A 26,694-nucleotide genomic window follows, 5' to 3' on the forward strand; every position below is an offset into this window, starting at 1 on the left:
CATTTCCGCGCGGTCACGCGCCGCACCGGCCGAGCCGGAAGCCGACGCCATGTACGGTCTCGATCGCATCCGTGCAGCCGGCCGCCGCCAGCTTGGCGCGGATGTTGCGGATATGGCTGTCGACGGTGCGGTCGGCGACATGGATGTTGCCGGCATAGGCATTGGCCATCACCATGTCGCGCCCAAGCACATGCGCCGGGCGCGCCAGAAACGCTTTCAGGATGGCGAATTCGATCGAGGTCAGCAGCAGCGGCCTGCCGTCGAAGCTGGCGGTGTGGCTGGCCGGCACCAAAGCCAGCCTGCCATGCGAGAATTGGCTGTCGTCGGCCGGTTCGGCCTTTGCCGGGCGAGCGCGCCGCAGGATGACGTTGACGCGGGCGACCAGCTCGCGCGGGCTGAACGGCTTGGTGACATAGTCGTCGCCACCCATTTCGAGCCCAAGGATGCGGTCGATTTCTTCATCACGCGCCGATAGGAACAGCACCGGCACATCCGATGTGTGCCGCAGCCGCCGGCAGACCTCCAGCCCGTCCATCTCCGGCATGCCGATGTCGAGCACGACAAGGTCGGGCGCGCGGCGCTCGATCGCCTGCAAGGCGGCGGCGCCGTCGGCTACCGCAACCGTTTTCATGCCGGCCTTTTCGAGCGCGAAGCAGATGATCTCGCGGATGTGCGGATCATCGTCGGCGATCAGGATGTGATGCGGCATGGATCAGCGGCCCGGCACGAAGGGTTCGGAGCCCTGAGGAACCACGAACGGGATAGACGTGTCGAGAGTGCGAAGGAGCCGCCAGTCGCGAAAGCTCCAGGCGCGCCAGTTTTCCTGGGCCGCGCGGTAGCGGGCCTCGTCCTGTCCCAGCAAACGGACGAGTTCGCGATAGGCGGAAACGCTGGCCGCATTGGTCCTGGCCTGCTGCTCGAGGAAGCGATCGAGTGCCGGCCGGGCGCTCGGACCGAGCGAACGCAGATACCAGAAATCGAGCTCGCTGCCGTGGCCGGTCATTTCGAATGAGTGCTCGACATTGTAGTTGGCGATCAGGGCGGCAAAGTTGATGAACGAGCAGGCATAAAGCGTCGCCGATAGCGTCAGAAGATTGGCGGAAAGCAGCCATTCATTGGATTTTCCGAGCGCGATGCGGGCGATGATCAGGGCGAGGCCCGCCGCAACCAATCCCATCCAGACGAAGGCGGCGACGCGCCAGTAGGTCAGCGCATAGATGCCGACATAGAGTTCCAGCCGCAGGATCGACGAGATGACCAGCACGATGTTCTGCGCCACCCAGACATAGACCAGCCGGCGGATGAACGGATCGCTGGAAGTGGCACTTCCCGGCCTAAGCGCCGCCAGCACGAAACCGGCGGCGAGCAGCGCCGTGACGATCAGCGGATAGGCGCCGCGATGCGCATAGGCGGCGTAGGTCAGCCCGTCGGGCAGGGCGATGCCGCCCCACAGATAGGTGGCGTCGAGCGCGGTCTGCATCGCGAACAGGATGTTGAAGACGACCAGCGCGCGAAAAATGGCGGCCCTGCCGAAGATGATGTCCTCGATCGCCTTGGCGGTTTTTGTCGTCGTCGTCACCCCGCTGACAGGGACAGGTGCCACCCGACGCGCAATGCGGTGTAAAAAGCGCGGCAGGCGCGGGCGCAGAAAGGCCCAGACGCCGGCAAGCACGACCAGCCAGAAGGCCAGCCGCGGCAGTTGGATGAGGTCGAGCAGTGCGTGGAGATCGATCAGCGACAGCCAGTATTCGATAACCGGATTGGCGGCGCCGAACAGCGCCAGAAACACTGCGCCCAGGGTCAGCGGCATGATCCAGACGGCGATTGCCGCAAAGCCGATGCGCCGCCGGCCAAGCCGCCGCGCCGCCTTGCGCCAGCGGAAAAAATCGTGGACGAACCGAAACGGCGCGGCGAGCAGGAACAGCGCGACCTGGCCGGCAATGCGGGCAAACCTGCGCCGCAGCCGCCCGACCAGCGAAAGCGCAAAGACGGCCAGCGCCGCAAGCCCGATGGCGACGGACAGCGCACTGACATTTTCAAGGAGCAGCCCGACAAGCAAGGCAACGGGTTTGAACCAGGCCCGGCCGGCGCTGAGCGCCGACGGCTGGATCGCTGCGGCTGCGGCGGCCAGCGTCATGCCGAACAGGAAAAGCGTGATGCCGACCGGCTGCCCATAGAAGAAGAAATCCGCCAGCGCGGCAAGCAGGACGGCGGCGCCGAAGCACGCGCAAGTGCCCGGCGCGGCGGTAAGCAACGATGTCATGATCGGGCTTTCTCTACGGCTTTGATCCGGCCGGGGGCCGGAGATTTGCGGATGAAGGGGAGGAGAGTCGCCGAACGCGTCCGCGGCGGATCGACGAGCCACCAACCGTCATTGCGGAGGGGCAGGGACCAACGGGCTTTTCTCGCTCTTGCATACAGCCCTTTTCGCCGGCCGAAATGCAGGCAGCGAGGCGGGTCCGAGGAGATTTTCCGCAATCTCGTGCAGTTTTTGTGCAGGGTCATCGCTTCAGGCAGAACATTCCGGAGTAGATGCCGTCGGCGAAACTGCCGATCTCCCCCCTTGCGGCGGAGATGCCCGGCCGGGCAGAGGGGGGTTCTTCCCTCGAACTCTCAAGACCTGGGTTCCTCGCCCCACGACAGTGGGGAGAGGTGGCTCGGCGAAGCCGAGACGGAGAGGGGACTGCACCCTACGAAAGCCCCTCTCCGGCCGCTTCGCGGCCACCTCTCCCCACTGTCGTGGGGCGAGGAACCCAAGCTGGAATTAAGCCGCGATCCCGGGTAGGAGCCAGACGGCTTGCTTCGATCGCCTCCAGGCGGCATAGATCAGGCATGACCGAAACCTGCCGCCCGCGCCGCTCGGTGCTTTACGTCCCGGCCTCGAACGACAAGGCGCTGGCCAAGATCTCGTCGCTGGCCTGCGATGCCGTCATCATCGATCTCGAAGATGCCGTCGCCCCGGCCGACAAGGTTTTTGCGCGCGAAAAGCTGGCTGATATTTTCGCTCGCCGCGCAAACCTGCGCTGCGAAATGGTCGTGCGCATCAACCCGCTCTCCAGCGAATGGGGCGCGGACGATTTGCTGGCGGCGGCACGCTGCGAGCCCGACGCCATCCTGCTGCCCAAGGTCGACACGCCGCGCGACGTCCTGGAAGCCGGCGACGTCCTCGACGACAATTTTTCACCCGACGAGGTGAAGCTATGGGCGATGATCGAGACGCCCAAGGCGCTGCTCAACATCGGCCCGATTGCCGAGCTTGGCCGCGATCCGGCCTCGCGGCTGGTCTGTTTCGTTGCCGGAACGAACGACCTGGTCAAGGACACCGGCATTCTCGCCACGCCCGACCGGCGCTATCTCACACCATGGCTGATGCTGATGGTGCTCGCCGCGCGCGCCGGTGGCCTCGACCTGCTCGACGGTGTCTTCAACGATTTTCGCGATCTGGACGCTTTTGCGAGCGAATGCACGCAAGCAGCCGCCATGGGGTTCGACGGCAAGTCGCTGATCCATCCGGCCCAGATCGATGCCGCGAACCGCGCCTTTGCGCCATCTGCCGAAGCCGTGGCCGAGGCGCGTGCGGTCAAGGATGCCTTCGCGCTTGCCGAAAATGCCGGCAGGCAAGTCATTGCGCTGAATGGAAAGATGCTCGAACGGCTGCATCTGGCGCAGGCCGAGAAACTGCTGGCGAAGGCGGCCGCCATCGGGGCATGATCAGCCACTCACCACAGGAATGAAAAATGAAACTCTACCGCTTTCTGTCCGGCCCGGACGATTCCAGCTTCTGCCACAAGGTGACGGCGGCGCTGAACAAGGGCTGGCACCTGTTCGGCTCGCCGACCTATTGCTACGACAAGCAAACCAAGACCATGCGCTGCGGCCAGGCCGTGGTGAAGGATGTCGAGGGCCAGGAATACGGCCCTGGCACCAAGCTCAGCGATTGGTGATTTGCAAAGCTCGACGCAGGGTGTGTTGAGATTCAGGTCAGGCCGCGCCGAGAATGGTAGTTTCCGAGAACCGGAGCGGAGCGTACTTTTGGGTACGTGAGCACCGGAAGCGCAGGGAACTGCCGTTCGCAGGCCGGCATCACCTGAATATCAGCACAGCCTACTCGGCTGCCTCTTCGATCCGCTCCATATCATCGTCCGACAGGCCGAAATGGTGGCCGATCTCGTGGATCAGCACATGGGTGACGATATCGCCCAGCGTCTCCTCGTTCTCGGCCCAGTAGTCGAGGATGGCGCGGCGGTAGAGCGTGACGCGGTTCGGCCCCTCGCCGGTCTGCGGATTCCAGCGCTCGGCGATGCCGCGCCCCTCGAACAGGCCGAGCAGGTCGAAAGGCGTTTCCAGCGACAAATCGTCCATGATCTCGTCGGTCGGGAATTCGGCGATCTGGATGACGATCTCGCCGGTCAGCTTGCGAAACTCCTCCGGCAGATGGGCATATGCCTCCAGCGCCAGGAACTCCATTTCCTCCATCGACGGCGAAAGCTGGTCGTGCCAGGTGCGGGTCTTGTAGATGCGGGCCATGCGTTGTCCTTCTGATCCCGGCATATAGGCTTTCGCGCCGGACTCGGCAATTGGCCGGGTTGCCGTCCACGCGCGGCAGGAATAAATTCCCCATGACTGCGCCCATGACTCCGCTTGACTCTTCGGCCGCCCTCTGGAATCTATTAGAACATAACAGGAACAATTGTGAGTGGAAGCTGACCGTCATGGCGACAAGCGCCGTGGCGCGGGAGACTGTTTTTGCCCTGCGCCGCCAGATCGCGAAGATCGAGGGAACGCTGCCCGAGCGCCTGCAGGCGCCGGCCGGCGCTCCCGTTGATGCGGATGTCCAGTGTCCAACAGCTGACGTCACGCCCAAAAATATCACGCCCAAAAATCTGACAATCGTCCGCCGCGGCCTCGCCGTGGCGCCGCCCGATGCGTTTCTGCGCACCGGCGCCGAAGCTCTCGATACTGCGCTCGGCGGCGGCCTGCCGAAGGCGGCGCTGAGCGAGATCCATGGCGCCGCGACCCGCGATGCCGGAGCCGTCGCCGGCTTTGCCCTGTCGCTCGTCAGCCTGATCCTCAAACAGGGGCCGCGACTGCCGATCCTGTGGATCGGCACCGCGGAAATCTTCCGTGAGGCCGGCTTCCCCTATGCCACAGGGCTTCATCGCCTTTTCGGCATCGAGCCGGAGCAATTGCTGTTTTCCGAGGCGCCAAGGCTCCTCGACGCGCTGTGGACCGCCGAGGAGGCCGCCCGGATGACCGCGCTCGCCGCCGTCTTCCTCGAAATCCGCGGCAGTCCGCAGCGGCTGGACCTCACCGCGACGCGGCGGCTGCACGCCCGGGCACAGAGCGCCGGTCGGCCGGTGTTTTTGCTGCGCCAGGCCGGCGAACCCGAGCCGACGGCGGCACCCGTCCGCCTCGTCCTGTCGGCGGCGCCGTCGGCACCGCGCCAGACGATCGCCGGGCCGCTCGCCGGCTCGATCGGCCGTCCCGCCTTCACCGTCAGCATCGGCAAGAGCCGCACCGCCTTGCCAGGACAATTCACACTGGAGTGGAACCCCGATGAACGCAGTTTCGAGGAAAGAAGGGCTAGGGAAGGACGGCAAGAACGGACAGCGAATCCTGTCCCTGTGGTTTCCGCATCTCGCCGCGGAAAGGATCCTGCGCCAGCGTCTGGGGCGGTCCTGGCGTTCGCGGCCGTCGGATCACCTGCCGCTGGTGATCAGCCATCGCCAGGCGAACGCGCAGCGCATCGCCGCCCTCGACGAGCGGGCTGAGGCGCTTCACCTGAAGCGCGGCATGGGCATAGCCGACGCGCGCGCCATGCATCCGTCGATCGACGTCGTGCAAGCCGATCCCGAGGCCGACCGCCGCCTGCTCGAAAGCCTCGCCGACTGGTGCGACCGCTACACCCCGCTGGTGGCGATCGACGCAGCCGATGGCCTGTTCCTCGACGTCACCGGCTGCACCCATCTTTTCGGTGGCGAACGGGCGATGCTGGACGACATCCTGTCGCGCTTTTTCCATCAGGGTTTCGATGTCCGCGCCGGCCTTGCCGCCACACCGGGTGCAGCCTGGGCGGCAGCGCGGTTTTCTGGTGACCGCATCGTCCCCGGTGGCGAGGAGGAGGCGCTTCTCGCACCCTTGCCGCTGGCGGCGCTGCGCATCGAGCCTGACATCCGCGCCAGCCTGGAAAGCGTCGGCCTGCGCACGGCGGGGGCCGTCATGGCAGCACCGCGCGCGCCGCTCGCCCGCCGCTTCGGCAGATCGCTGCTTTTGCGCCTCGACCAGGCGCTCGGCCGCCTCGACGAGGCGGTGTCGCCGCGCCTGCCGGTGGCGCCGCTTTCGGTCGAACGCCATCTCGCCGAACCCATCATGCTGACCGACGAAATAGAGCGGCTGGTGAAAATGCTGGCGACGACATTGAAGGCGGACCTCGAACGCCGCGGCGAGGGCGCAAGAAGGCTGGCGCTGCTGCTCTTCCGCGTCGACGGCGCCGTCAGCCGCATCGCCGTCGGCACCTCGCGGCCGTTGCGCGAGCCGTTGCTGATCCAGAAATTGTTCCACGAGAGGCTTGCCGCGCTCGAACAGGATATCGATGTCGGCTATGGCTTCGATCTCGTGCGCCTCTCGGTGCTGTCGGCCGCGGCCTTCGACATGCAGCAGGCGGGTCTGACCGGCGAGACGCGCGACGACGGCGCCGACATCGCCCTTTTCGCCGACCGCATCCGCGCCCGGCTCGGCGACAGCGCGGTTTTGAAACCGGTCGCCGTCGAGAGTCATCTGCCCGAGCGCGCCGTCGCCATGCTTCCCTATGCGGAGGCGCCGCAAAGGCTCTCTGCGCCGAAGCAGCCGGACAAGATGCCGGGCAAGATACAAGACACCAGGCCTGTCTTGCGGCCGGAACGGCCGATCCGGCTGTTCCGCTCGCCCGAGCCGATCGAGGTGCCGGCCACCGAAATGCCTGAGGGACCGCCGCTGAACTTCCGCTGGCGGCGCGCGCTCTACCGGGTGGCGCGCGCCGAAGGGCCGGAACGCATCGCCCCGGAATGGTGGCGGGAGGCAGCGGGGCAGGAAGCGACCCGGGATTATTTCCGCATCGAGGATAGCGACGGCCGCCGTTACTGGCTTTATCGCCAGGGTCTTTACGGCGCCTCGCAGGCGGCGCCGCGCTGGTTCATGCATGGGGTCTTCGCATGAATGCGTTGGCGGCCGTTCCCTACGCCGAATTCGGCATCCAGTCGAATTTCTCGTTCCTGCGCGGCGCCTCGAAACCGGAGGAACTGGTGGTCGCGGCAAAGTTCCTCGGCTTTTCGTCGATCGGGCTTGCCGACCGCAACACGGTGGCCGGCGTCGTGCGCGCCTGGCAGCAGGCCAGGGTGGAAGATCTTTCCTATCATCCCGGCTGCCGCCTTGTTTTTTGCGATGGCACGCCCGACGTTCTCGCCTATCCGCAGGATCGCAAGGGCTGGGGCCATCTGTGCCGCATGCTGACGCAAGCCAATATGCGCGACGACAGCGAAAAGGGCGCACCGCTGCTCTATCGCGACGACCTTTTCGAATGGGGCGATCTCATGTCGCTGGCGATCCTGCCGGATCTGTCGACGCCGGCGCAGGATCTCAGGCTGATCAGTCGCCTAAAAGATCGCTTCGGCAAGAACCTGCGGCTTGCCGTTTCGCCGGATTATCACGGCGACGACCGCTACCGTATCGAGCAGGCGGCGGCCATGGCCGAGGCATCAGGCATTCCGCTGATGGCGACCAATGACGTTCTTTACCATACGTCCGAACGGCGCCGGTTGCAGGACGTGCTGACGGCGATCCGCCTCAACCTGCCTGTTGCCGAAGCCGGGCTGGAACTGGCGGCCAATGCCGAGCGCCATTTGAAGCCGCCAATGGAGATGGCGCGGCTGTTCCGGCGGCATCCGCAGGCACTGGCGCAAACGCTGCGCTTTGCCGGCGAATTGAGCTTCTCTCTCAGTGATCTCCAATACAACTATCCCGACGAGCCGACGGAATCGGGCCTCGGGCCGCAGGCCGAACTGGAAAGGCTGGCCCGGCAGGGAGCCGCGATACGCTATCCCTCGGGCGTTCCCGCCGATGTGACCAGGCGCATCCGCGAGGAGCTCGCCTTGATCGAGCGCCTGAATTACGCGCGCTATTTCCTGACTGTCTACGACATCGTCAAATTCGCCCGCAGCCAGGGCATACTCTGCCAGGGCCGCGGCTCCGCGGCCAACTCGGTGGTCTGCTATTGCATCGGCATCACCGAAGTGGGGCCTGAGCGGATCGATTCGCTTTTCGAGCGTTTCATCTCCGAGGAAAGAAACGAGCCGCCCGACATCGATGTCGATTTCGAGCATGAAAAGCGCGAAGAGGTCATCCAGTATATCTACTCGAAATACAGCGCCAAGCGCACCGCGCTTGCCGCGGCCGTCGTCAGCTACCGGGGCCGGTCGGCGATGCGCGAAGTGGCCAAAGCGATGGGCCTGTCGGATGATGTCAGGAGCGCGCTGTCCAGCTCGATCTGGGGCTGGTCGACCTCGGAGCTTGGCGAAAAGGAGACCAGGGCCGGCGGCCTCGACCAGACCGATCCGTCGACAAGGCAGGTGATCGAATGCGCCAACGAGATCATGGGTTTTCCCCGTCATCTGTCGCAGCATGTCGGCGGCTTCGTCATCACCAGGGACCGGCTCGACGAGATCGTGCCCATCATCAAGACGGCGATGGACGATCGCAAGATGGTCGAGTGGGACAAGGACGATCTCGACGCGGTGAAAATCCTGAAAGTCGACGTGCTGGCGCTCGGCATGCTGACCTGCCTGCAGCGCGCCTTCACGCTGCTTGAGCATCATTATCCCGATGCGCGCGATGATTTTGGCCGGCCCTATGTGCTGGCCACCCTCCCGCCGGAGAACAGACATGTCTACGACATGATCTGCCGAGCCGACACGATCGGCGTCTTCCAGATCGAATCGCGCGCCCAGATGTCGATGCTGCCGCGGCTCAGGCCGAAAACATTCTACGACCTCGTCATCGAGGTGGCGATCGTGCGGCCCGGCCCCATCCAGGGCGACATGGTCCACCCCTATCTGCGCCGCCGGCAGGGCAAGGAAAAGCCCGAATATCCCAAGCCGGAACTGGAAGAGATACTCGGCAGGACGCTGGGCGTGCCGCTGTTCCAGGAGCAGGCGATGAAGATCGCCATCGTCGCCGGCGGCTTCAGGCCGGGCGAGGCCGATGAACTGCGCCGCGCCATGGCCACTTTCAAGCGCACCGGCACGATCGGCAATTATCGCAGGCGGATGGTCGACGGCATGATTTTACGGGGTTACGAAAAGGATTTTGCCGAGCGCTGCTTCAAGCAGATCGAGGGTTTTGGCGAATATGGCTTTCCCGAAAGCCATGCCGCCTCCTTCGCCCTGCTGGTCTATGCCTCCTGCTGGTTCAAGACCTTTTATCCCGACGTGTTCTGCGCTGCGATCCTGAATTCCCAGCCGATGGGGTTTTATCAGCCGGCTCAGCTTGTCCGCGACGCGCGCGACCATGGCGTCGAAATCCGTGAGGTCGACGTCAATTATTCCGGTTGGGACTGCGCGCTGGAGGAAGTGCCGTTCGACCCGGCCCGCATCCTCGACCGCCATGCCCAGATGCGCGGCGTCATCCGGACCAATCATGCCGTCCGGCTGGGTTTCCGGCAGGTCAAGGGCCTGTCGAAGGAGCGCATGGAGGTGTTTGTCGCCAGACGCGGCGGCGGCTACGCAACCGTTCGCGATGTCTGGCTGCGCTCAGGCCTCTATGTCGACGAGATCGAGAAGCTGGCGCAAGCCGACGCTTTCCGTTCGCTCGGCCTCGACCGCCGCGACGCCCTGTGGGCGGTCCGCGCGCTCGACGGCAGGAGTGCCACGGAGACCCTGCCGCTGTTCGACCGGCCGGAGATCCGCTTGCGCGATCTCGAGCCCGAGACCAGGCTGCCGACAATGCCGCTTGGCGAGCACGTCGTCCACGACTACCGTTCGCTCGGCCTGTCGCTGAAGGCGCATCCGCTGGCCTTTCTGCGCCAGCGGCTCGACCGTTCCGGCGTCACCCCCAATGCGCGCCTCGGCCAGGTTCGGGACGGCAAGCGCGTTTCGGTAGCCGGCCTTGTCCTGGTGCGGCAGCGGCCGGGTAACGCCAAGGCGATTTTCCTGACGCTGGAAGACGAGCAGGCGGTCGCCAACGTCATTTTCTGGGAAAGGACCTTCAACCGCTACCGGCCCATTGTCATGGGCGCGCGGCTGGTCCGCGTCACCGGCAAACTGCAGTCGGAATCGGACGTCATCCATATCGTCGCCGAGAAGGTCGAGAATCTGACACCCTGGCTGTCCGCGCTTTTGCAGGAGAAGCCCGATGTACCTGTCGTGCAAAACGACCGGCAGGATATCGCGGGGAAGGCAGAACGGGTCATGCCCAAGGGGCGGAATTTTCAATAGGAGATGTGTCGGCGGGACAGCGCCCCCCTCTGCCCTGCCCTCTTTGCCAAAACTTGGCATCTCCCCCACGAGGGGGGAGATCGGCCGTCACCGCCGCTTTCGCCAATCACCACCGTCGCAGGAGTGAGTGGAGCGCCAAAGCTGCCAATCTCCCCCCTCGTGGGGGAGATGTCCGGCAGGACAGAGGGGGGCGCGAAGGATCACTACAGATCGCTTTTAGCCTGAGCCGCCGTTCAAGACGGCCCACCCAACCGCGGCGGCAATCCGTCTTCGAAGGGGAGCGAGCGTGCTTCCGAAGGCAGCATGATCGGGATGCCGTCACGCACCGGATAGGCAAGCCGTGCGACCCTCGAGATGAGTTCGCTGCGCTCCGGATCCCAGCTAAGCGGACCCTTGGTCAGCGGGCAGGCCAGTAATTCCAGCAGTTTTGGATCGACATTGGCCTTCTTTCCATCACGCCCATCCACCATTTTTGTCAGTCCTCTGGTACAATCGCTACAGCATTAGGCCTCGCGCGGCTCTCCATTCTCCCCTTGTGGGAGAAGGTGGCCGAGCGAAGCTCGGTCGGATGAGGGGTGCTCCAGCTTGGCAACGACGGCGCTCCGTGCAACACCCCTCAACCGTCTTGGCGCTGCGCGCCAATCCACCTTCTCCCACAGGGGGAGAAGGAAGAACCTTCTACTGCAAACTCGACCCGAAATCCTCGTTCTCGCGTGCCAGCGCCATTTCGGTGATGGCGATCAGCGTTTCGGCGCGCGTCTTCAGGTCCGCCGCTTCGAGCAGCGCCTGTTTCTCGGCCGGCCCGTAGGGTGCCATCATCGACAGCGCATTGACCAGCATGGCGTTTTCGGCGCGGCTGACGCTTTCCCAGTCGGCTTCAAGATCGTTGGCCTGCAGATAGGCACGAAATGCCTTGAGCAGCGCCGGCCGGTCGATCTCGGCCTCGGCTTGATCTTCGTCGAGATCGGTGAGAAACGGCGCAAACCGGCACTGGCGGAAGGGCGTCTTGACCGCAAGCTCCTGCACGATGCGGAACCGGCACACACCTTGCAGCGAAATCAGGTAGCGGCCGTCGCCGCTCTCGGAAAGCGCGATGATGCGTCCGGCGCAGCCGACATTGCAAAGCGCCGGCTCGCCGTCGGCACGCCGCGCACCGTCGAGGCTGGGCTGTATGACGCCGATCAGCCGCGATCCGGCGATCGCCTCGTCGACCATCTCCAGATAGCGCGGCTCGAAAATGTTGAGCGGCATGCGGCCGCCTGGCAGCAGCAGGGCGCCTTCAAGCGGGAAGATCGGCACTGTCGGCGGCAAATCCGTATCGAGCCGGTAATGCGCGTTTCCCGCCTGCACTTCAAACCTCCGCTCGCTCCCTCAAGAAGCGCATCAAGCCCGCCCATCCCTTCACAACCTGACCCAAAATCGTCACCAGGCCCAAAATCGTTACCAGGCGAAGAACGGATCGGTCAGGCCTCCTAATCTGGCGCAGCCGTCGCCGACCGCAAGACCGTTACGCAAAAACAGCTTGGTGCCGTGCTCAGGAAAACAGCAGCGACGACAATTTGCGCCGTGCCGCCAGCGTTGCCTCGTCGGTCATGCCCCATGCCTCGAAGAACTGCAGCAACTGCGTCTTGGCGCCGTCGTCGTTCCACGAGCGATCGGCTTTGACGATCGCCAGCAGATTGTCGGCTGCGGCCATGCGCTCGCCGTTGGCGTTCTGGATCATGGCAAGCTCGAAACGTGCCTGATGATCGCCGGGGTTCTCAGCCAGGCGCCGCTCGAGCTCGGCCGGATTGCCGAGTGCTGCCGCCTGCGCGGCAAGCGCCATCTTGGCGCGCACAGCGGCGAGCGGCGGCGCATCCTTCTTGGCTTCCGGCGCCCGCGCCAGCACGGCTTCGGCGCCCTCGGCATCGCCGGCCTCGAACAGCAGATCGCCCAGCCCGGCAATCGCCTCGATCGTCTCCGGCGCCTGTTCCAGAATCGCGTCGTAGATATCCGCCGCGGTCTGCACATCGCCGGCGGCGCGCGCGTCGGCGGCCGCGGCAAGCGCCTCGGCCACCTGCGGCGCACCATTACCCTTGCCGCCGACCTTCTGGATGAAGGCGGCGATCTGGCTCTCGGGAATGGCGCCCATAAAACCGTCGACCGGCTGGCCATCCCTAAACGCGATGACCGCCGGTATCGACTGGATGCCGAGCTGTCCGGCGATCGAAGGATGGTCGTCGATGTTCATCTTGACCAGCTTGACCTTGCCGCCGGCGGCGGTGACCGCCTTTTCCAGCAGTGGCGTCAGTTGCTTGCAGGGCCCGCACCATGGCGCCCAGAAATCGACCAGCACCGGCTGACGGCGCGATTCCTGGATGACGTCGGTGGCAAATGTGGCGGTCGTCGTCTCCTTGATGACGTCGGCAGCGACAGGCGGGTCGCCAAGCGCGACTTTCGCAGGCGCGGCCTCAGTGCCGCCATACTGCACAGTGGTGGCATACTGTCCGCCATGGCTGCCAAATGGGCCGCCAAATTGATTGTTGTCGCTCATCTCGTGCCCTTTCGGTCGCGCCGCCCGGCCGCCAGCCTGGCGCAACATCCTTAATTCTTACTCAGAAGCCGGTTTATCGTCATCCATGTGGCGATCATGCCGTGACTTTCAAGATAACAGCATCATGCCCGGTTGCCTCGACGAATTTGACCAGGTCGGCGGCGGCGATCGATGTCGTTGCCTCGTTGGTCAGCGGATGGGCGTTGATGACGGCATGGCGCATCAACTCCTGGTCGAGAACGACCTTGACCCGCAACTGCGTATCGTTGATCAAGCCGAACACGGTGACCGCACCCGGAGCGACGCCGAGAAGCTCCATCAGCATCTCCGGCTTGCCGAAGGAAACGCGCCCGGCGGCGCCGATGATTTGGTGGATCTGCTTGAGATCGACCACCGCCTCCTCATCGACGCTGACCAGGAAGAAATTGTCCTTCCTGTCCTTGAGGAACAGGTTCTTGGTGTGGCCGCCGGCGATTTCCCCGCGCAGCGCCTGCGAATCGGCGACCGTGAACAGCGGCGGATGGCGCAGGGTCGAGACCTCGATCCCGAGATCGGCGAGAAAGGCGAAAAGCTCGGCTTCGGTTTTCGGCATGTCGTTTCTTGTCGGACTTTCCTTGTTGTCGCGGTTTTTGGCTTGTTGTCGCGGTTTGGATCATGCCGTTTACGGCCAATGACGCTGCTGAGACAAGACCGTTGCGCCAGCAAGGCTGCCGATTGCGTTCCTGTCTGCGCTGGGAAGGCTCGTTTACGTCGCCGGATGCGGCCAAAAAACCTGCGATTTCCCTGTTGCAATCGCCGCGCCCTTCAGCCATATAGGCTCGGCTTGCGGCCCAAAAGCCGCGCGAGCGGGTGTAGCTCAGGGGTAGAGCACAACCTTGCCAAGGTTGGGGTCGAGCGTTCGAATCGCTTCACCCGCTCCAGTTTCCTCTAAGGGAATCAAGCATCGAAAAGCCGCGGTCCGCCGCGGCTTTTTCGTTTTGGGGCGGTTGAAATCGCAGCTACTTCAAGCCTGCGAAAAGGCCGTGGTCACCGCGCAGTCCGGGGGGTGGGGTCAGGGTGACTCCTGGACGCGGCAATCGCGACGAGATGGACGCCAGTCCGCTCAACAGATGTCATGGGATTTATTCAGGCAAGGGCCAGCGCCTGGGTGATATCGGCAACAAGGTCGTCGGGGTGCTCGACGCCGATCGACAGCCTTATTGTCGACTCAAGAACGCCGATCCGTTCCCGAACGTCCTTGGGCACGCCCGAATGGGTCATGGCGGCAGGATGGCTAGCCAGCGATTCCGTGCCGCCAAGGCTGACGGCAAGTTTCAATATCTGAAGGGCATTGAGAAACGCGAACGCCGCGGCCTGACCACCGTGAATGTCGAACGAAAATGTCGATCCGGCGCCCGTGCATTGCGTCCTGAATACGCCTGCGGCCGGAGTGTCGTCGCCGAGGAACGGCAGATATGCCACCCTTGCGACCTTCGGGTGGTCGGCCAGGAATTCGGCGACGATGCGGGCATTGGCGTTGGCTTTCTCCATGCGAATGCTAAGCGTTTCCAGCGAGCGGCCGAGCATCCAGCACGAGTGCGGATCGAGCTGCGTGCCGATCGCCCCCCTGAGCGCCTTGATCGATTTTGTGACGGCCTTGCTGCCAAGTGCCGCGCCAGCGATCAGATCGGAATGACCACCGACATATTTGGTCAGGGAATAGACGGAAACGTCGACGCCGTGGTCAAGCGGACGCTGAAAAACCGGTCCGAGCAAAGTATTGTCGCACACAACGACCGGCCGCTCGCCCTGTTTGGCGGCGATCTCGTCGGCGATGCGGTCGACGGCCATGAAATCGACCAGTGAGTTGGTCGGGTTGGAAGGTGTTTCGATGAAGATGACCGATACGCGACCATTCCTGCAACCTTCATCGGCCGCCGCGCGAATGGCTGATTCATCGACACCATCGGCGAAACCCACAGCGCCGACGCCAAAATTGGCCAGGGTCTTGGCCAGCAAAGTTTCAGTACCGCCATAAAGCGGTTGCGAATGCACGATGGCGTCACCCGGACGGGCAAAGGCAAGCAGGGTGGTGGCGATGGCCGACATGCCGGACGAGAACAGGATGCAGGCCTCGGCCCCTTCGTAGATTGCCAGGCGATCCTCGACGATTTCGCTGTTGGGATGATTGAAACGGGAATAGACCAGCCCGGCTCCGGTTCCGCTCGGCGGTTCCTTGCGGCCGGATACGAAATCGAAGAAATCGCGCCCCTCTTCGGCAGATCGGAACACGAAGGTCGAGGTGAGGAACACCGGCGGCTTCACCGCACCTTCCGACAGCTGAGGGTCGAAGCCGTAGCTCAGCATCAACGTTTCCGGATGCAGCCGATGATTTCCGATATGCGTCTTGGACGGACGTGGGGCGGTCATGACGATCCTCCGATCAGGTTGTTCAGACCAAAATTAGAGGAAGAACCAACCCCAGTCTCTTGCTAATCCACACGGTTCCATTGGTCATCAGACGGATCCGGCATGCGATGGTACGCTCGCGCCCGAGGATGCTGTCTTTTTTGGACTCGAAAACGGTCCGGTCGGTCCGATCTCTTTCCAATTCTAAGCGCGAACAGCAGTCAAAGACCGATAGTGGCGCAGATAGTAGGAGAATAGGAAACATACCGGACCGACCGGACCAGAAATGGGCGAGCCGAGTGCCTGGGCGCCAAGCCGGAAGACGTAGTGCACGGTCCGCTAGGCGCGCGGTTGCTGCACCATGCGACGTTGCAAGAGATCAGGAAGGATGAAGGCCGGCCTTCAGCGCGCGTTCTCGCGGCGCGCGGAGGCCGGCCCGGGCCCGCGCATATAGTAGAGCTCTGGCCGATAGCGCGGGACAACGAATTCGCGAAAGGTTGATGCCAACCGAGTGATCAAAGCCCAACGTTCCATGACCCAATCTCTCCCTGGGCACTCCGCCGCGGGAGACTGTTCGTTTCCGATTCTTGTCTGCGCTACGACGCCTTTTCCGCCGACCGCGGACGTACCGCTGGCGGCCGCATCTTTCAGGAATGCTCTACGCGACCACATCCACAGTCTCGCGACCATCGAGGCGCTCCCTATGACCTTGTGACGCCCGGCGGACATGGTGGCAAAGTCCGTGACGCTGACGCCGACGCCGATACGGTCTCGGGTGATGGACCGCTTGAACAAAAGACCGAATCGGATTGGGTCGCAGTCAGAAATTCCCATGAGGTGACGGACGACCAGAGGGCTACCCCCCACGGCGGCGGCCAAGAACACTGCGGGAAGGCCGAACAGAAGCTTACGCGACATCATTGTCCCAACCTCACACGCCGGTATCGATGTGGAACAGGGTCTTCGCGCCCGGCATGTCTGAAGCTGTGGAAGCAAGAACCGTGCCACGCAATCGCAAGGCCGGGCTTCCGGAACCAGCGGAGGGGAAATCAGCGAGCGACGCACGAACTACTGGAGTGCGCCCAGCCTTCGACGTATAATTGGCCCTGAATTTCGGGGAGGAAGAGCCATGAATGCAGTGCCTCAATGGCGGCTTGCAGGCGACTGGTTCGACATCTGCAGCTGCGACATCCCTTGCCCTTGTGAGTTCGCCCAGCGGCCGACCGGCAATCACTGCCAGGGCGTGCTCGCCTGGCATGTGCGCGAGGGTCAGTATGGCGACGTGAAGCTCGACGGACTGACGCTGGTGGCGCTCGGCGAGTTCGAAGGCAATCTGTGGGCCGGCGAGGCAAAGGCCGTGATGGGCATGTACCTCGACGAGAAGGCGAACGAGCGGCAGCGCGAAGCCCTGCAGGCGATCTTCGGCGGCCAGGCCGGCGGCTGGCCGGCGGGCTTTGCCGCCAATATCGGCGAGATGCGTGGCATGGAGTTCGTGCCGATCACTTTCGAGGTGGCGGGCGACCTCGCCACCTGGCGGGTCGAGATTCCTGGCCTCGTCGTCGGGCGCGCGGAAGCGCTTTCCGGTCCCACAACACCACCCGGCAAGCGGGTGCAGACGATCAACCCGCCGGGCTCGGAGGTCGGCCCGGGCCAGGTTGCCACCTGGGGGCGTTCTGTCGAGGTGAGCACCAAAGGCTTCGGGCTCGACTGGACGGGCACGGCCCGCTCGAGCAAGCACATTCCGTTCGACTGGACCGGCCCGAATTAGGCGTGCCGATGCCTGACGCGTTCCCCAGGAAATCGTGGCGGCTCCGGAATTTGCGTGGCATGCCGCTCGGCCTTCTCGCATCGCTCGTCGTGCTGACAGCGGCGGCGTGGGCGCTCACCCTCTACCAGACCTTCAGCATGGATATGCCCATGGGCATTGCGGTGCGCGGCGGGATGGAGGGTATGGAAGGCATGGCCGGCATGGCGATGGCCGGAATTGCCGCCGACGGCTGGTCACTCGCCGGCGCCGCCGCCTTTCTTGCTGTATGGACTGTGATGATGGCGGCTATGATGCTGCCGGCCGCGGCGGCCATGATCTTTATGTTCGCGGCGGCGCAGGCTAGGCGCGAACAGCACGTGGCCATCCCGACATGGATGTTCGTCGCGGGCTACATGCTCGTCTGGGCGGCGGCGGGCCTTCTCGTGTATGTCCTGGTCCAGTTCGGCAGCGAGTTTGCAACGAGCCTCGATCCGCCTCAGCGTTCGAAATGGGCGCCGCTCGCACTCGGTGTCACGCTTGGCGTCGCCGGACTCTACCAATTCACGACCCTCAAGCACATTTGCCTCAGCCATTGCCGTTCGCCGCTCGCTTTCGTTGCGCAGCACTGGCGCGACGGGCGGGTTGGCGCGCTCGAGATGGGGCTGCGCCACGGGCTCTATTGCTTTGGCTGCTGCTGGGCGCTGTTTGCCGTGCTGGTCGCCGCGGGCGTCATGAGCGTCGCCTGGATGCTGCTGTTGACGCTGGTCGTCTTCGTCGAGAAGCTGCTGCAGCGTAGCCGTCGCTTCGAAGGTGCTTTGGGCATTGCGCTAATAGCCCTCGGAATCGTTGTGTCGTTCGGGGCGATCGAGATGCCTTGGATGGGCGGCTAGCGGCTTTCGCTTCCATTCTCGCCAAACCGCGCCCACAGTGGGCTGGGTGACGGGTTCGTCAGAAGGAAGGCGAGCGCTTGTAACCTCTTTATATCGCAGCAGCGCCGTTATTTCCGGCTTCCGACCAAACCATAGCCTAACCAAGGGGGTCGAGCGTTCGAATCGCTTCACCAGCTCCAGTTTCCCAAGGGGGAAACAAGCATCGAAACGCCGCGGTTCGCCGCGGCTTTTTCGCGTTTTGGGCTGCACGGCATCACTCAGCAGGCGGAGCGAGCTTGTCGTTTGCCGGCTGCCTGTGGCCTGCAGGCGCTTCGTTCGCCGCTCGGAATACCCCCAATAGAGTTAGGACTTTTGCTTTTCAATTTCGGACCAAGGTCCCTTGCGGACAGGTGTATTTAAACCAAACTGGCTAAGCAGTGGACCATCATATTAGAGAGTCCTCATATCATAGTCCGGAATCATCCTGGCGGGAGGGCGGCTCGAAGGAGGAATTATGAAAACTCGAACCAGTCTGTTCGCAGCGGTCGCCGCTCTCGCCCTTGTCGCGTGTCCAGTCCTCGCCGGACCCGGCGGCAATGGCGGCGGAAAGGGTAACGGCGCAAGCAACGGCAACGGCGGCAACTCGGCCGCGGCCGGATCGCAGGGCCACGGAGCCGCAACGTCTGCGGCGGCCAGGGATAAGTCCACTCGGGGAATTGCTCATGCAATGGCTGTCGTTTCGACGACGCCGGCCTCGCCGCAGGCCACCCTGTCCTTGCAGGCAGCCTTGGACAAGTTCCTGGCAAGACAGGCTGATCCGGCCGACGACACCTCCGGCGAAATTCCTGACGCAGCCGAATAAAATTGCAAATCATGTGTGCGCGCGGCGCATCGTAGCCTCGAGATTCTTGGCCGGTTGGCAGGCTGCTTCATCTGTTCGGCCGATGCCGTGGGTCAAGAAAAAGCCAACATTCGAGTCCGATCCTAAGGGATCCCCTGGAACGGTCCTGCCCCTACAGACGGTCCAGCGAGCACCACCGGCCTCGGGCCGGTGGTGCGTTTTTGCGTTGGGCGCCAAACCGAACCATGACCGCCTTGGCGCTCGAAGCCCGGGTCTCATCCATGCCCTGCGCATCGACTATCTGGCGCCCGCGCCTTTGCGAAAATCCGACGGCGACATGCCGGCCAGCTTGCGGAACGACTTGTTGAAGGCGCTGAGCGAGCCGAAGCCGGAGTCCATGGCGACGCGCAGCACGTTGGCGTCCTGGTGCATCAGCAGCGCCTGGGCGTAGCTGAGCCGCAACAAATTGACATATTCGTTGAGCGTCATGCCGGTCGACTTCTTGAAAATGCTCATGGCGTATTTGGGATGGATGTCGGCCGCCGCCGCGATATCGACGCAGTCGATGTCGTAGAGGAAATTTTCCGCGATGAAGTCGCACATGCGCCCGACATTGCGCAGCGATTGCTGATCGAAGGGGCTGCCTGGTTCCTGCTCGATCGGAGATTCGGGTACCAGCCGGTAAGGTTCGAATCGGACCCGCTCCAGCCGCAGCAGCAGCTCGTTGACGGCATGCTCGGCTTTGCCCGCATCGCCTGAGCGCACGTAGCGGTTCCAGCGCTCGAAATTGTCGCTGTCGGACCTATCGGTGGCATTGGTCACCAATGTCGCGCCGGTCATCAGCCGGTTGCGGACATCGGCGGGCAGGTGCAGCCGAAAAAAATGCACCAGCGGCAGATGCGCGCCGGCATAGACGGCGTCGTCCGACGCGTCGTCCATCTGGTGCGGCAGGCCGCCCCAGAACAGGCACATGTCGCCGGCCGAAAGCGCGATCTCGTGCTCATCCATTCGGTAGTGCACGGCACCGCGGACGATGAAATTCACCTCGACCTGGGCATGCCAATGCGGCTTCAACATCACCAGGGGCTGGGTGTGAAACATCTGCAGCAGCAGCGGCAGACCCTCCACGCTGCTGGCGCCAGGCTGGTAAAACGGCCTTTCCGGCATCTTACTTTCCGCCAATTTTTTATTCCTTTTGTCGCGGACAAGCCTTCCCCAGGGCCTAGTCTAGGCACGCTCGCGAAGAGAGAGCAAATGAAATGGGAGGATTTCAATGCGCATCACAATGACCTGCGCCGCGCTCGCGCTTGCCCTGGGCTCAGCCCCGGCCTTTGCGCAATCCGGCGAAATCACGATCTGGAGCTGGAACGTCGCCGCTTCGTCGCTGAAGGCCACCATAGAAGGGTTCAACAAGCAGTTCCCTGACATCAAGGTCACGGTCCAGGATCTCGGCAACAACCCGACCTACGACAAGTCGATCGCCGGCTGCGCCGCCGGCGGCGAGGGGCTGCCGGACATCGTGACGATCGAGAACGGCGAGGCCGAGAACTACTGGAGCCAGTTCCCGGACTGCTTCGTCGACCTCCACACGCTCGGCTATACGGCCGAAGACCAGGCAAAATTCCCCGATTTCAAGCGCACCGAGCTCGAAGTGGAAGACAAGGCCTATGCGATGCCGTGGGATTCCGGCCCGGTTGCGATGTTCTACCGCCGCGATTTTTACGAGAAGGCCGGCGTCGATCCAACCTCGATCAAGACCTGGGACGATTTCATTGCCGCCGGCAAGAAAGTCCAGGAGGCCAATCCTGGTGTGAAGATGACCAATGCCGATTTCAACGGCGACTCCGAGTTCTTCCGGATGATCGCCAACGAGCAGGGCTGCGCCTATTTCGCCGCCGATGGGCAGTCGATCACCGTCAATCAGCCGGCCTGCGTGGCGTCGATGACCAAGATCAAGGAGATGAATGATGCCGGCATCATCACCTCGGCCGACTGGAGCACCAAGATCACCAACAACACCGCCGGCACCGTAGCCACGCAGATGTATGGCGGCTGGTACGAGGGCACCATCCGCACTGAGTCGCCCGACGGCAGCGGCAAATGGGGCGTCTACCTGATGCCGAGCCTCACTGCCGATGGCCCGCGCGCCGCCAATCTCGGCGGTTCCTCGCTCGCCATCACCTCGGCGTCCAACAACAAGGAAGCCGCCTACGCCTACCTGAAATACTCCCTCGCGACCAATGAGGGCCAGATAGCGATGCTGAAGGGTTTTGGCCTGGTGCCGTCGCTGATCTCGGCCCTCGATGACCCATATGTCTCCGAAGGCCAGCCCTATTGGGGCGGCCAGCCGGTGTGGAAGGACATTCTTGGCACCTTGCCAAAAGTCGTCCCCAGCCGCGGCACGCCGTTCCAGAGCGACGCGGAAATCATCGTCCGCGCAGTGCAGACCAAATATCTCGGCGGCGGCTACCCCGACGCCAAGGCGGCGCTCGACGATGCCGCAAGCCAGATCGCCTCGGCGACCGGCCTGCCGGTCGAAGAGTGATCTGAGCACCGCTCCCCCTTCTCCCCTTGTGGGAGAAGGTGGCCGAGCGAAGCTCGGTCGGATGAGGGGTGTTCCAGCTTGGCAAGGACGGCATTCCGTCCAGCACCCCTCAACCGTCTTGGCGCTGCGCGCCAATCCACCTTCTCCCACAAGGGGAGAAGGCAAGACAACGCCGGCGAAACCCGAAGCGAAGGAGCAGGGCAACGATGCGCTATCAGAACGCCACGGCGCACCGCTTCCTCGCGCCCTATCTGCTGATCTTCTCGATCTTCTGGCTGTGGCCGATCATCAGCTCGTTCCTGATCTCCTTCCAGGCGACACGCACCGTGCCGTGGCGGTTCGCGCCGACCTTCAACTGGGGCCGGCTGATCGGCGACCCTGCCTTTTTCAACGCCTTGAAGAACACTTTGCTCATCCTGGTCATCCAGGTGCCGGTGATGATCACCTTGGCGATCGTCATGGCGGTGCTGCTCAATTCGCCGCTGCTCAAGGCCCGTGGCCTGTTCCGCTTCGCCTTCTTCGCCCCGGTCGTGGTCGGCGAAGTCGCCTATTCGGCGGTGTTCCGGCTGATGTTCAATCTCGACTACGGCATCATCAACAAGCTGCTGAACAGCATCGGCCTGCCGCGTATCGACTGGTTTTCCAACGTCACCCCGGCGATGGCGGTGATCATGATCGCGGTGACCTGGCGCTGGGCCGGCTACAACGCCATCATCCTGCTCGCCGGCCTGCAGTCCATCCCCCAGGATGTCTATGAGGCGGCGACGCTGGACCGCGTCAGCAAGCTCAAGCAGTTCTTCTACATCACCCTGCCGCTGCTCAAGCCGATCATCGTCTTCTGCGCCGTGCTGTCGATCATCGGCACCATGCAGCTGTTCACCGAACCGTTCCTGATCACCGAGCGCGGCGGGCCGGGCGGCGGCACCGAAACGCTCGGGCTGCTGCTTTACCGCCAGGGTTTCAGGTCGCTCAATTTCGGCTACGCCTCGGCCATCGCCTACACCATGGCCGGGCTGGCGATCGCCATCTCGCTGGTGCAACTGTGGCTGACGAGGGAGCCGAAATGAGCTCACGATCCGCTTCGAGCCGTTCCTCCTCCAGCCGGTCTTCATCCAGATTGGGACGCAGCATCGCGCTGCATCTGTTCCTGACGCCGCTGGCGCTGATCTGGCTGTTTCCGCTGTGGATGATGGTGATCTTCTCGACCATGCCCGACAGAGGCATTTTTAGCCCCAGCATCGAACTTTTGCCGCACGGCAGCTTCCTCGACAACGTCAACAATCTGCAGCGCGACACCAATTTCATCGGCGCCATCGGCATCTCCGTCTCGGTGGCGGTGACCTACACGTTCCTGTCGGTGCTGCTCACCTCGATGGCCGGCTGGGCGCTGGCGCGCTACCAGTTCTTCGGCAAGGGCGTCGTCGTCGCCATCATCCTCGGCACCATCACGCTTCCCTATGCGGTCGTGCTGATCCCGCAATTCATCATGGTGGCGCGCGACTTCAAGCTCGCCAACACCTGGGTGGCGCTGATCGTGCCGCCGCTGTTCAATTCGCTCGGCGTGCTGTTCATGCGGCAGAGCTTCTCGATGATGCCGGGCGATCTGTTCGACGCCGCTCGGGTCGAGGGGGTCAAGGAATGGCGGATTTTCCTGTTCGTCGCGCTGCCGCTGGCGCGGCCGATGCTGGCGGCGCTCGCCATCATTCTATTCCTTGCCTCCTGGAACAATTATCTCTGGCCGCTGCTGATCAATTCCAAGCCCGGCGCGATGACGGCGCCGGTGGCGCTCGGCACGCTGATCGGCCTCACCAAAGTGTCATGGGGCGGCATCATGGCGGGCGCCGTGATGCTCACCGTGCCGATGCTCGTCGTGTTCGTGCTCTTGCAGCGCCATTTCGTCGCCGGCATTGCCGCCGGCGCCATCAAATAGGATCAGCATGGCAGCGGTCACACTCAAAAATGTCGTCAAGCGCTTCGGCGTCTTCGAGATCGTTCACGGCGCGAACATCGACGTCGATGACGGCGAATTCGTCGTCTTCGTCGGCCCCTCCGGCTGCGGAAAATCCACGCTGCTCAGGATGATCGCCGGGCTCGAGGATATCAGCGGCGGCGAGATCGCCATCGGTGGCAAGGTAGTGAACAATGTCGAGCCGGCCGACCGCGGCATCGCCATGGTGTTCCAGTCCTACGCGCTCTATCCGCATATGAGCGTCGAGCAAAATCTGAGTTTTGGGCTCAGGATGAACGGCAACCCGAAAGCCGACACCGAGCGGCGGGTGAAGGGGGCCGCCGAGATCCTGCGCATCGCCGAGCTGATGAAGCGGCGCCCGCGGCAATTGTCGGGCGGCCAGCGCCAGCGCGTCGCCATCGGCCGCGCCATCGTGCGTGAGCCGCAAGTCTTCCTGTTCGACGAGCCGCTCAGCAATCTCGATGCCGAGCTCAGGGTGCAGATGCGGGTCGAGATCTCGCGCCTGCACAAGGAGCTCGGCGTCACCATGATCTATGTGACGCATGACCAGACCGAAGCGATGACGCTGGCCGACAGGATCGTTGTGCTCAACGCCGGCAATATCGAGCAGATCGGCGCGCCGCTCGATCTCTATGACGATCCCGCCAACCGCTTTGTCGCCGGTTTCGTCGGCTCGCCGAAGATGAATTTTCTGGCCGCACAAGTGGTCGGCAACGACGGCAATGCAACGGCCCTCGAACTCGCCAACCATGGCGGCGCTCGGCTGCGGAAACCGCTGTCGGGCGCCCCGCCTGCGATCGGCGCCGAGGTCGTACTCGGCGTCCGGCCGGAGCATTTCTTCGAGGCCGGCGAAGGCGATTGCGACATCGCCGTCAAGGCCGACGTCGCCGAGCACCTCGGATCGGTGAGCTACATTTATGCCAATGCCGGGCCAGAGGAACTGATCATCGAGCGCGAGGCATCGCGGCAGCGGGCGACTGGCGACCACATGGTGGTGTCGATCAAGGCCGGCCGGTCGCTTCTCTTCGACAAGTCAGGTGCTCGCATTCGCTAGTGCCCAAAAGCATGCCCTCGGGCGTGAACCGCGCAGCGGTTTGGGACAACGACATGCACACCAAGAAACGAAAATTTTTCTTTCACCAACTCGCGACGCCGAGGCGACCCCAAGGAGATCTAAAAATGACGTCCGGACCACAAAAAATCCGCTGGGGCGTTCTCGGGCCCGGCACCATCGCCAAGGCCTTTGCCGGCGGCGTCGCCCATTCACGCAGCGGCACATTGGTCGCCATTGGTGCGCGCAATCCCGGCAAATCAGGACTCGCTGAAAACTTCCCCGGCGCCCGCATCCTCGACGGCTACGAGGCTCTGCTCGCCGACCCGGACGTCGATGCGGTCTACATTTCGACGCCGCACCCCAGCCACGCCGAATGGGCGATCAGGGCGGCCGAGGCCGGAAAGCATGTGCTTTGCGAAAAGCCGATGGGGCTGACCGCTTTCGAGGCCGACGCGATGATCCATGCAGCGCGCAGGGCCGGCACCTTTCTCGGCGAGGCCTTCATGTACCGGCTGCATCCGCAGACGGCAAAGCTGGTCGAGCTGGTCAGGTCCGGAGCGATCGGCGAGGTGCGCATGGTGAAATCGAGCTTCGGCTTCGCCATGCCTGGCTTCATGCCGGAGCACCGGCTCTACGCCAACGAGCTCGCCGGCGGCGGCATTCTCGACGTCGGCGGCTACCCGGTTTCGATGGCGCGGCTGATTGCCGGGGCGGCATTGGGAAAGCCCTTCGCCGAGCCGGACAAGGTCGCGGGTGCTGCGCATCTCGGCCAATCCGGTGTCGACGAATGGGCTTCGGCGCTGCTGCATTTTCCCAGCGGCATCGTCGCCGAAGTCTCTTGCGGCATCTCGCTCGCCCAGGACAACGTTCTGCGCATCCTTGGCACCGGGGGCCGCATCGAGGTCGCGGATTTCTGGTATGCGAGCGGCAGGGAAGGCGGCACCGGCGAGATCCGCATCATCCGTCCGGGCGGTGAGGAGGTGGTCGAGGTCAGGGAAGACCGCTGGCTCTACGCTTTCGAGGTCGACGCCGCCGGCGAGGCGATCCTGGCCGCAAAGCAGGAGTTTGCCTGGCCGGGCATGGGCTGGGCCGACAGTCTCGGCAATCTGCGTGTGCTCGACAAATGGCGTGCCGCCATCGGCCTCGAATACGGGATCGAAAAACCCGAAAAACGCGTCAACACCATCTCCGGCCGGCGGCTGCGCTCCGGCGGCACCACCATCCGCAAGCGCGAAATTCCAGGCCTGCCGCGGCCGGCCTCGTGCCTGGCGCTCGGCTTCGAGGATTTTCGCACCTTCTCCTCGGGCATGATCCTGCTCGATGCCTATTTCGAAGCCGGCGGCAACGTCTTCGACACCGCCTTCATCTATGGCAGCGGCTACACCGAAACGCTGCTCGGTCAATGGCTGAAAAACCGCGGTGTGCGTGAGCAAGCGGTGGTCATCGGCAAGGGCGCGCACACCCCGCTCTGCTATCCCGATGTGATCGGCAAGCAGCTCACCCAGTCGCTCGACCGGCTGCAGACCGATCATGTCGACGTCTATTTCATGCACCGCGACGATCCCGACGTGCCGGTCGATGAATTCGTCGACGCGATGGATCGCGAGGTCAGGGCTGGCCGCATCCGCGGTCCGTTCGGCGGCTCGAACTGGACGCGGGAACGCATGGACGAGGCGATTGCCTATGCCGAGCGGACCGGCAAGCAAAAGCCTGGCGCGCTTTCGAACAATTTTTCTCTGGCCGAGATGCTGGTGCCGATCTGGCCGGGTTGCGTCACATCGTCGAGCGATGAATGGAAGGCCTGGCTGACCGCCCGGCAGATGCCCAATTTCGCCTGGTCGAGCCAGGGCCGGGGTTTCTTCACCGGCCGCGCCGGGCGGGACCAGCGCGACAATGAAGAGCTGGTCCGGGTCTGGTACTCCGAGAAAAATTTCGGCCGCCGCGACCGGGCGATCGAGCTCGCCAACAGGCTGGGCAAGAGCCCGATCCATGTCGCGCTCGCCTACGTCCTGGCCCAGCCTTTCCCGTCCGTCCCGCTGATCGGACCACGCACGCTCGACGAACTGGAGGACAGCCTGCAGGCGCTCGACATTGCGCTTTCGCCCGACGACATTGCGTGGCTGGATGGCGGTTTGGATCAGCACCGACGCACGGGCTGAGCTCCTTGCCTTCTCCCCTTGTGGGAGAAGGTGGCCGCGAAGCGGCCGGATGAGCGACTATCTGGGGTGTCAAGTTGCATTTGCGAACTCTTTGCGCGCATCGCGTGCTTTTGCATTGAGAAT

The 26,694-nt window shown here is 63.6% G+C and carries 22 protein-coding genes and 1 tRNA gene; 14 read left to right on the plus strand and 9 right to left on the minus strand.

Going from position 1 to position 26,694, the window contains the following annotated elements; genetic code table 11:
• Positions 1-13: 13 nt before the first annotated feature.
• Positions 14-709, minus strand: coding sequence for a response regulator (locus AC0L16_RS19780; protein ID WP_473622692.1), 696 nt, complete (start codon positions 707-709; stop codon positions 14-16).
• Positions 710-712: 3 nt separating this feature from the next.
• Positions 713-2,263, minus strand: coding sequence for a DUF4153 domain-containing protein (locus tag AC0L16_RS19785; protein ID WP_473622693.1), 1,551 nt, complete (start codon positions 2,261-2,263; stop codon positions 713-715).
• A 569-nt stretch (positions 2,264-2,832) separates the two neighbouring features.
• On the opposite strand from AC0L16_RS19785, the gene AC0L16_RS19790 reads away from it, so the two are divergent.
• The gene (locus AC0L16_RS19790; RefSeq protein ID WP_473622694.1) at positions 2,833-3,711 is read left to right on the plus strand and encodes an HpcH/HpaI aldolase/citrate lyase family protein; all 879 of its coding nucleotides are present in this window, start codon (positions 2,833-2,835) and stop codon (positions 3,709-3,711) included.
• 26 nt (positions 3,712-3,737) lie between these two features.
• Positions 3,738-3,944: a DUF1737 domain-containing protein gene (locus tag AC0L16_RS19795; RefSeq protein ID WP_292538120.1), complete on the plus strand. Its 207-nt coding sequence runs from the start codon at positions 3,738-3,740 to the stop codon at positions 3,942-3,944.
• A 160-nt stretch (positions 3,945-4,104) separates the two neighbouring features.
• Here AC0L16_RS19795 and AC0L16_RS19800 read toward each other — a convergent pair whose 3' ends face one another.
• Positions 4,105-4,527 carry a metallopeptidase family protein gene (locus AC0L16_RS19800; RefSeq protein ID WP_095495668.1) on the minus strand — a complete coding sequence of 141 codons (423 nt, stop codon included), beginning with the start codon at positions 4,525-4,527 and terminating at the stop codon, positions 4,105-4,107.
• 185 nt (positions 4,528-4,712) lie between these two features.
• Here AC0L16_RS19800 and AC0L16_RS19805 point away from each other — a divergent pair, with 185 nt between their 5' ends.
• Genes AC0L16_RS19805 through AC0L16_RS19815 form a run of 3 tightly spaced genes read left to right on the plus strand, consistent with a single transcriptional unit; the run spans position 4,713 to position 10,466 of the window.
• The gene (locus AC0L16_RS19805; protein WP_473622696.1) at positions 4,713-5,771 is read left to right on the plus strand and encodes an ImuA family protein; all 1,059 of its coding nucleotides are present in this window, start codon (positions 4,713-4,715) and stop codon (positions 5,769-5,771) included.
• Positions 5,713-7,194, plus strand: a complete 1,482-nt coding sequence (locus AC0L16_RS19810) for a DUF6504 family protein (protein WP_473622697.1) — start codon at positions 5,713-5,715, stop codon at positions 7,192-7,194. Before AC0L16_RS19805 ends, AC0L16_RS19810 begins: the two co-directional genes overlap by 59 nt.
• Positions 7,191-10,466, plus strand: a complete 3,276-nt coding sequence (locus tag AC0L16_RS19815) for an error-prone DNA polymerase (protein WP_473622698.1) — start codon at positions 7,191-7,193, stop codon at positions 10,464-10,466. The genes AC0L16_RS19810 and AC0L16_RS19815 overlap by 4 nt, the downstream gene beginning before the upstream one ends.
• Positions 10,467-10,699: 233 nt before the next feature.
• On the opposite strand, the gene AC0L16_RS19820 is transcribed toward AC0L16_RS19815, so the two are convergent.
• The 4 genes from AC0L16_RS19820 to AC0L16_RS19835 form a co-directional block, all read right to left on the minus strand.
• Positions 10,700-10,936, minus strand: a complete 237-nt coding sequence (locus AC0L16_RS19820; RefSeq protein ID WP_473622700.1) for a Trm112 family protein — start codon at positions 10,934-10,936, stop codon at positions 10,700-10,702.
• Positions 10,937-11,144: 208 nt separating this feature from the next.
• Positions 11,145-11,816, minus strand: coding sequence for an LON peptidase substrate-binding domain-containing protein (locus AC0L16_RS19825; RefSeq protein WP_287225086.1), 672 nt, complete (start codon positions 11,814-11,816; stop codon positions 11,145-11,147).
• Positions 11,817-12,000: 184 nt separating this feature from the next.
• A complete protein-coding gene (gene trxA / locus AC0L16_RS19830) occupies positions 12,001-12,999 on the minus strand; it encodes a thioredoxin (protein WP_473622701.1) in 999 nt (332 codons plus the stop codon).
• Between the two features lie 94 nt (positions 13,000-13,093).
• Positions 13,094-13,591: a prolyl-tRNA synthetase associated domain-containing protein gene (locus tag AC0L16_RS19835; RefSeq protein WP_128170050.1), complete on the minus strand. Its 498-nt coding sequence runs from the start codon at positions 13,589-13,591 to the stop codon at positions 13,094-13,096.
• Between the two features lie 253 nt (positions 13,592-13,844).
• Here AC0L16_RS19835 and AC0L16_RS19840 point away from each other — a divergent pair.
• Positions 13,845-13,919 (plus strand) — tRNA-Gly (locus AC0L16_RS19840).
• Positions 13,920-14,124: 205 nt separating this feature from the next.
• On the opposite strand, the gene AC0L16_RS19845 is transcribed toward AC0L16_RS19840, so the two are convergent.
• Positions 14,125-15,408, minus strand: coding sequence for a cystathionine gamma-synthase family protein (locus tag AC0L16_RS19845; protein ID WP_473622703.1), 1,284 nt, complete (start codon positions 15,406-15,408; stop codon positions 14,125-14,127).
• 1,108 nt (positions 15,409-16,516) lie between these two features.
• Here AC0L16_RS19845 and AC0L16_RS19850 point away from each other — a divergent pair.
• The 3 genes from AC0L16_RS19850 to AC0L16_RS19860 all read left to right on the plus strand — a co-directional run bounded on the left by AC0L16_RS19850 (position 16,517) and on the right by AC0L16_RS19860 (position 18,865).
• Positions 16,517-17,155: a DUF1326 domain-containing protein gene (locus AC0L16_RS19850; RefSeq protein WP_128245774.1), complete on the plus strand. Its 639-nt coding sequence runs from the start codon at positions 16,517-16,519 to the stop codon at positions 17,153-17,155.
• 59 nt (positions 17,156-17,214) lie between these two features.
• A complete protein-coding gene (locus AC0L16_RS19855) occupies positions 17,215-18,024 on the plus strand; it encodes a DUF2182 domain-containing protein (protein ID WP_473622704.1) in 810 nt (269 codons plus the stop codon).
• A gap of 706 nt (positions 18,025-18,730) precedes the next feature.
• Positions 18,731-18,865 (plus strand): hypothetical protein, encoded by a 135-nt coding sequence (locus AC0L16_RS19860; RefSeq protein ID WP_301555197.1) that lies wholly within the window; start codon positions 18,731-18,733, stop codon positions 18,863-18,865.
• 276 nt (positions 18,866-19,141) lie between these two features.
• Here the strand turns inward: AC0L16_RS19860 and AC0L16_RS19865 are convergent, their stop codons facing one another.
• Complete coding sequence (locus AC0L16_RS19865; RefSeq protein WP_473622705.1) at positions 19,142-20,011, minus strand: helix-turn-helix domain-containing protein; 870 nt, start codon at positions 20,009-20,011, stop codon at positions 19,142-19,144.
• A 106-nt stretch (positions 20,012-20,117) separates the two neighbouring features.
• Here AC0L16_RS19865 and AC0L16_RS19870 point away from each other — a divergent pair, with 106 nt between their 5' ends.
• The 5 genes from AC0L16_RS19870 to AC0L16_RS19890 all read left to right on the plus strand — a co-directional run bounded on the left by AC0L16_RS19870 (position 20,118) and on the right by AC0L16_RS19890 (position 26,571).
• Positions 20,118-21,389, plus strand: a complete 1,272-nt coding sequence (locus AC0L16_RS19870) for an ABC transporter substrate-binding protein (protein ID WP_473622707.1) — start codon at positions 20,118-20,120, stop codon at positions 21,387-21,389.
• Between the two features lie 206 nt (positions 21,390-21,595).
• Positions 21,596-22,456 (plus strand): carbohydrate ABC transporter permease, encoded by an 861-nt coding sequence (locus AC0L16_RS19875; protein WP_473622708.1) that lies wholly within the window; start codon positions 21,596-21,598, stop codon positions 22,454-22,456.
• On the plus strand, positions 22,453-23,319 hold the full coding sequence (locus AC0L16_RS19880; protein ID WP_023802708.1) for a carbohydrate ABC transporter permease: 867 nt from the start codon (positions 22,453-22,455) through the stop codon (positions 23,317-23,319). Before AC0L16_RS19875 ends, AC0L16_RS19880 begins: the two co-directional genes overlap by 4 nt.
• A gap of 7 nt (positions 23,320-23,326) precedes the next feature.
• Positions 23,327-24,412, plus strand: coding sequence for an ABC transporter ATP-binding protein (locus tag AC0L16_RS19885; RefSeq protein ID WP_473622709.1), 1,086 nt, complete (start codon positions 23,327-23,329; stop codon positions 24,410-24,412).
• Positions 24,413-24,537: 125 nt separating this feature from the next.
• A complete protein-coding gene (locus tag AC0L16_RS19890; RefSeq protein ID WP_473622711.1) occupies positions 24,538-26,571 on the plus strand; it encodes an aldo/keto reductase in 2,034 nt (677 codons plus the stop codon).
• The last annotated feature ends 123 nt before the right edge of the window (positions 26,572-26,694 follow it).

It is taken from the genome of Mesorhizobium sp. WSM4848 (assembly GCF_055811375.1).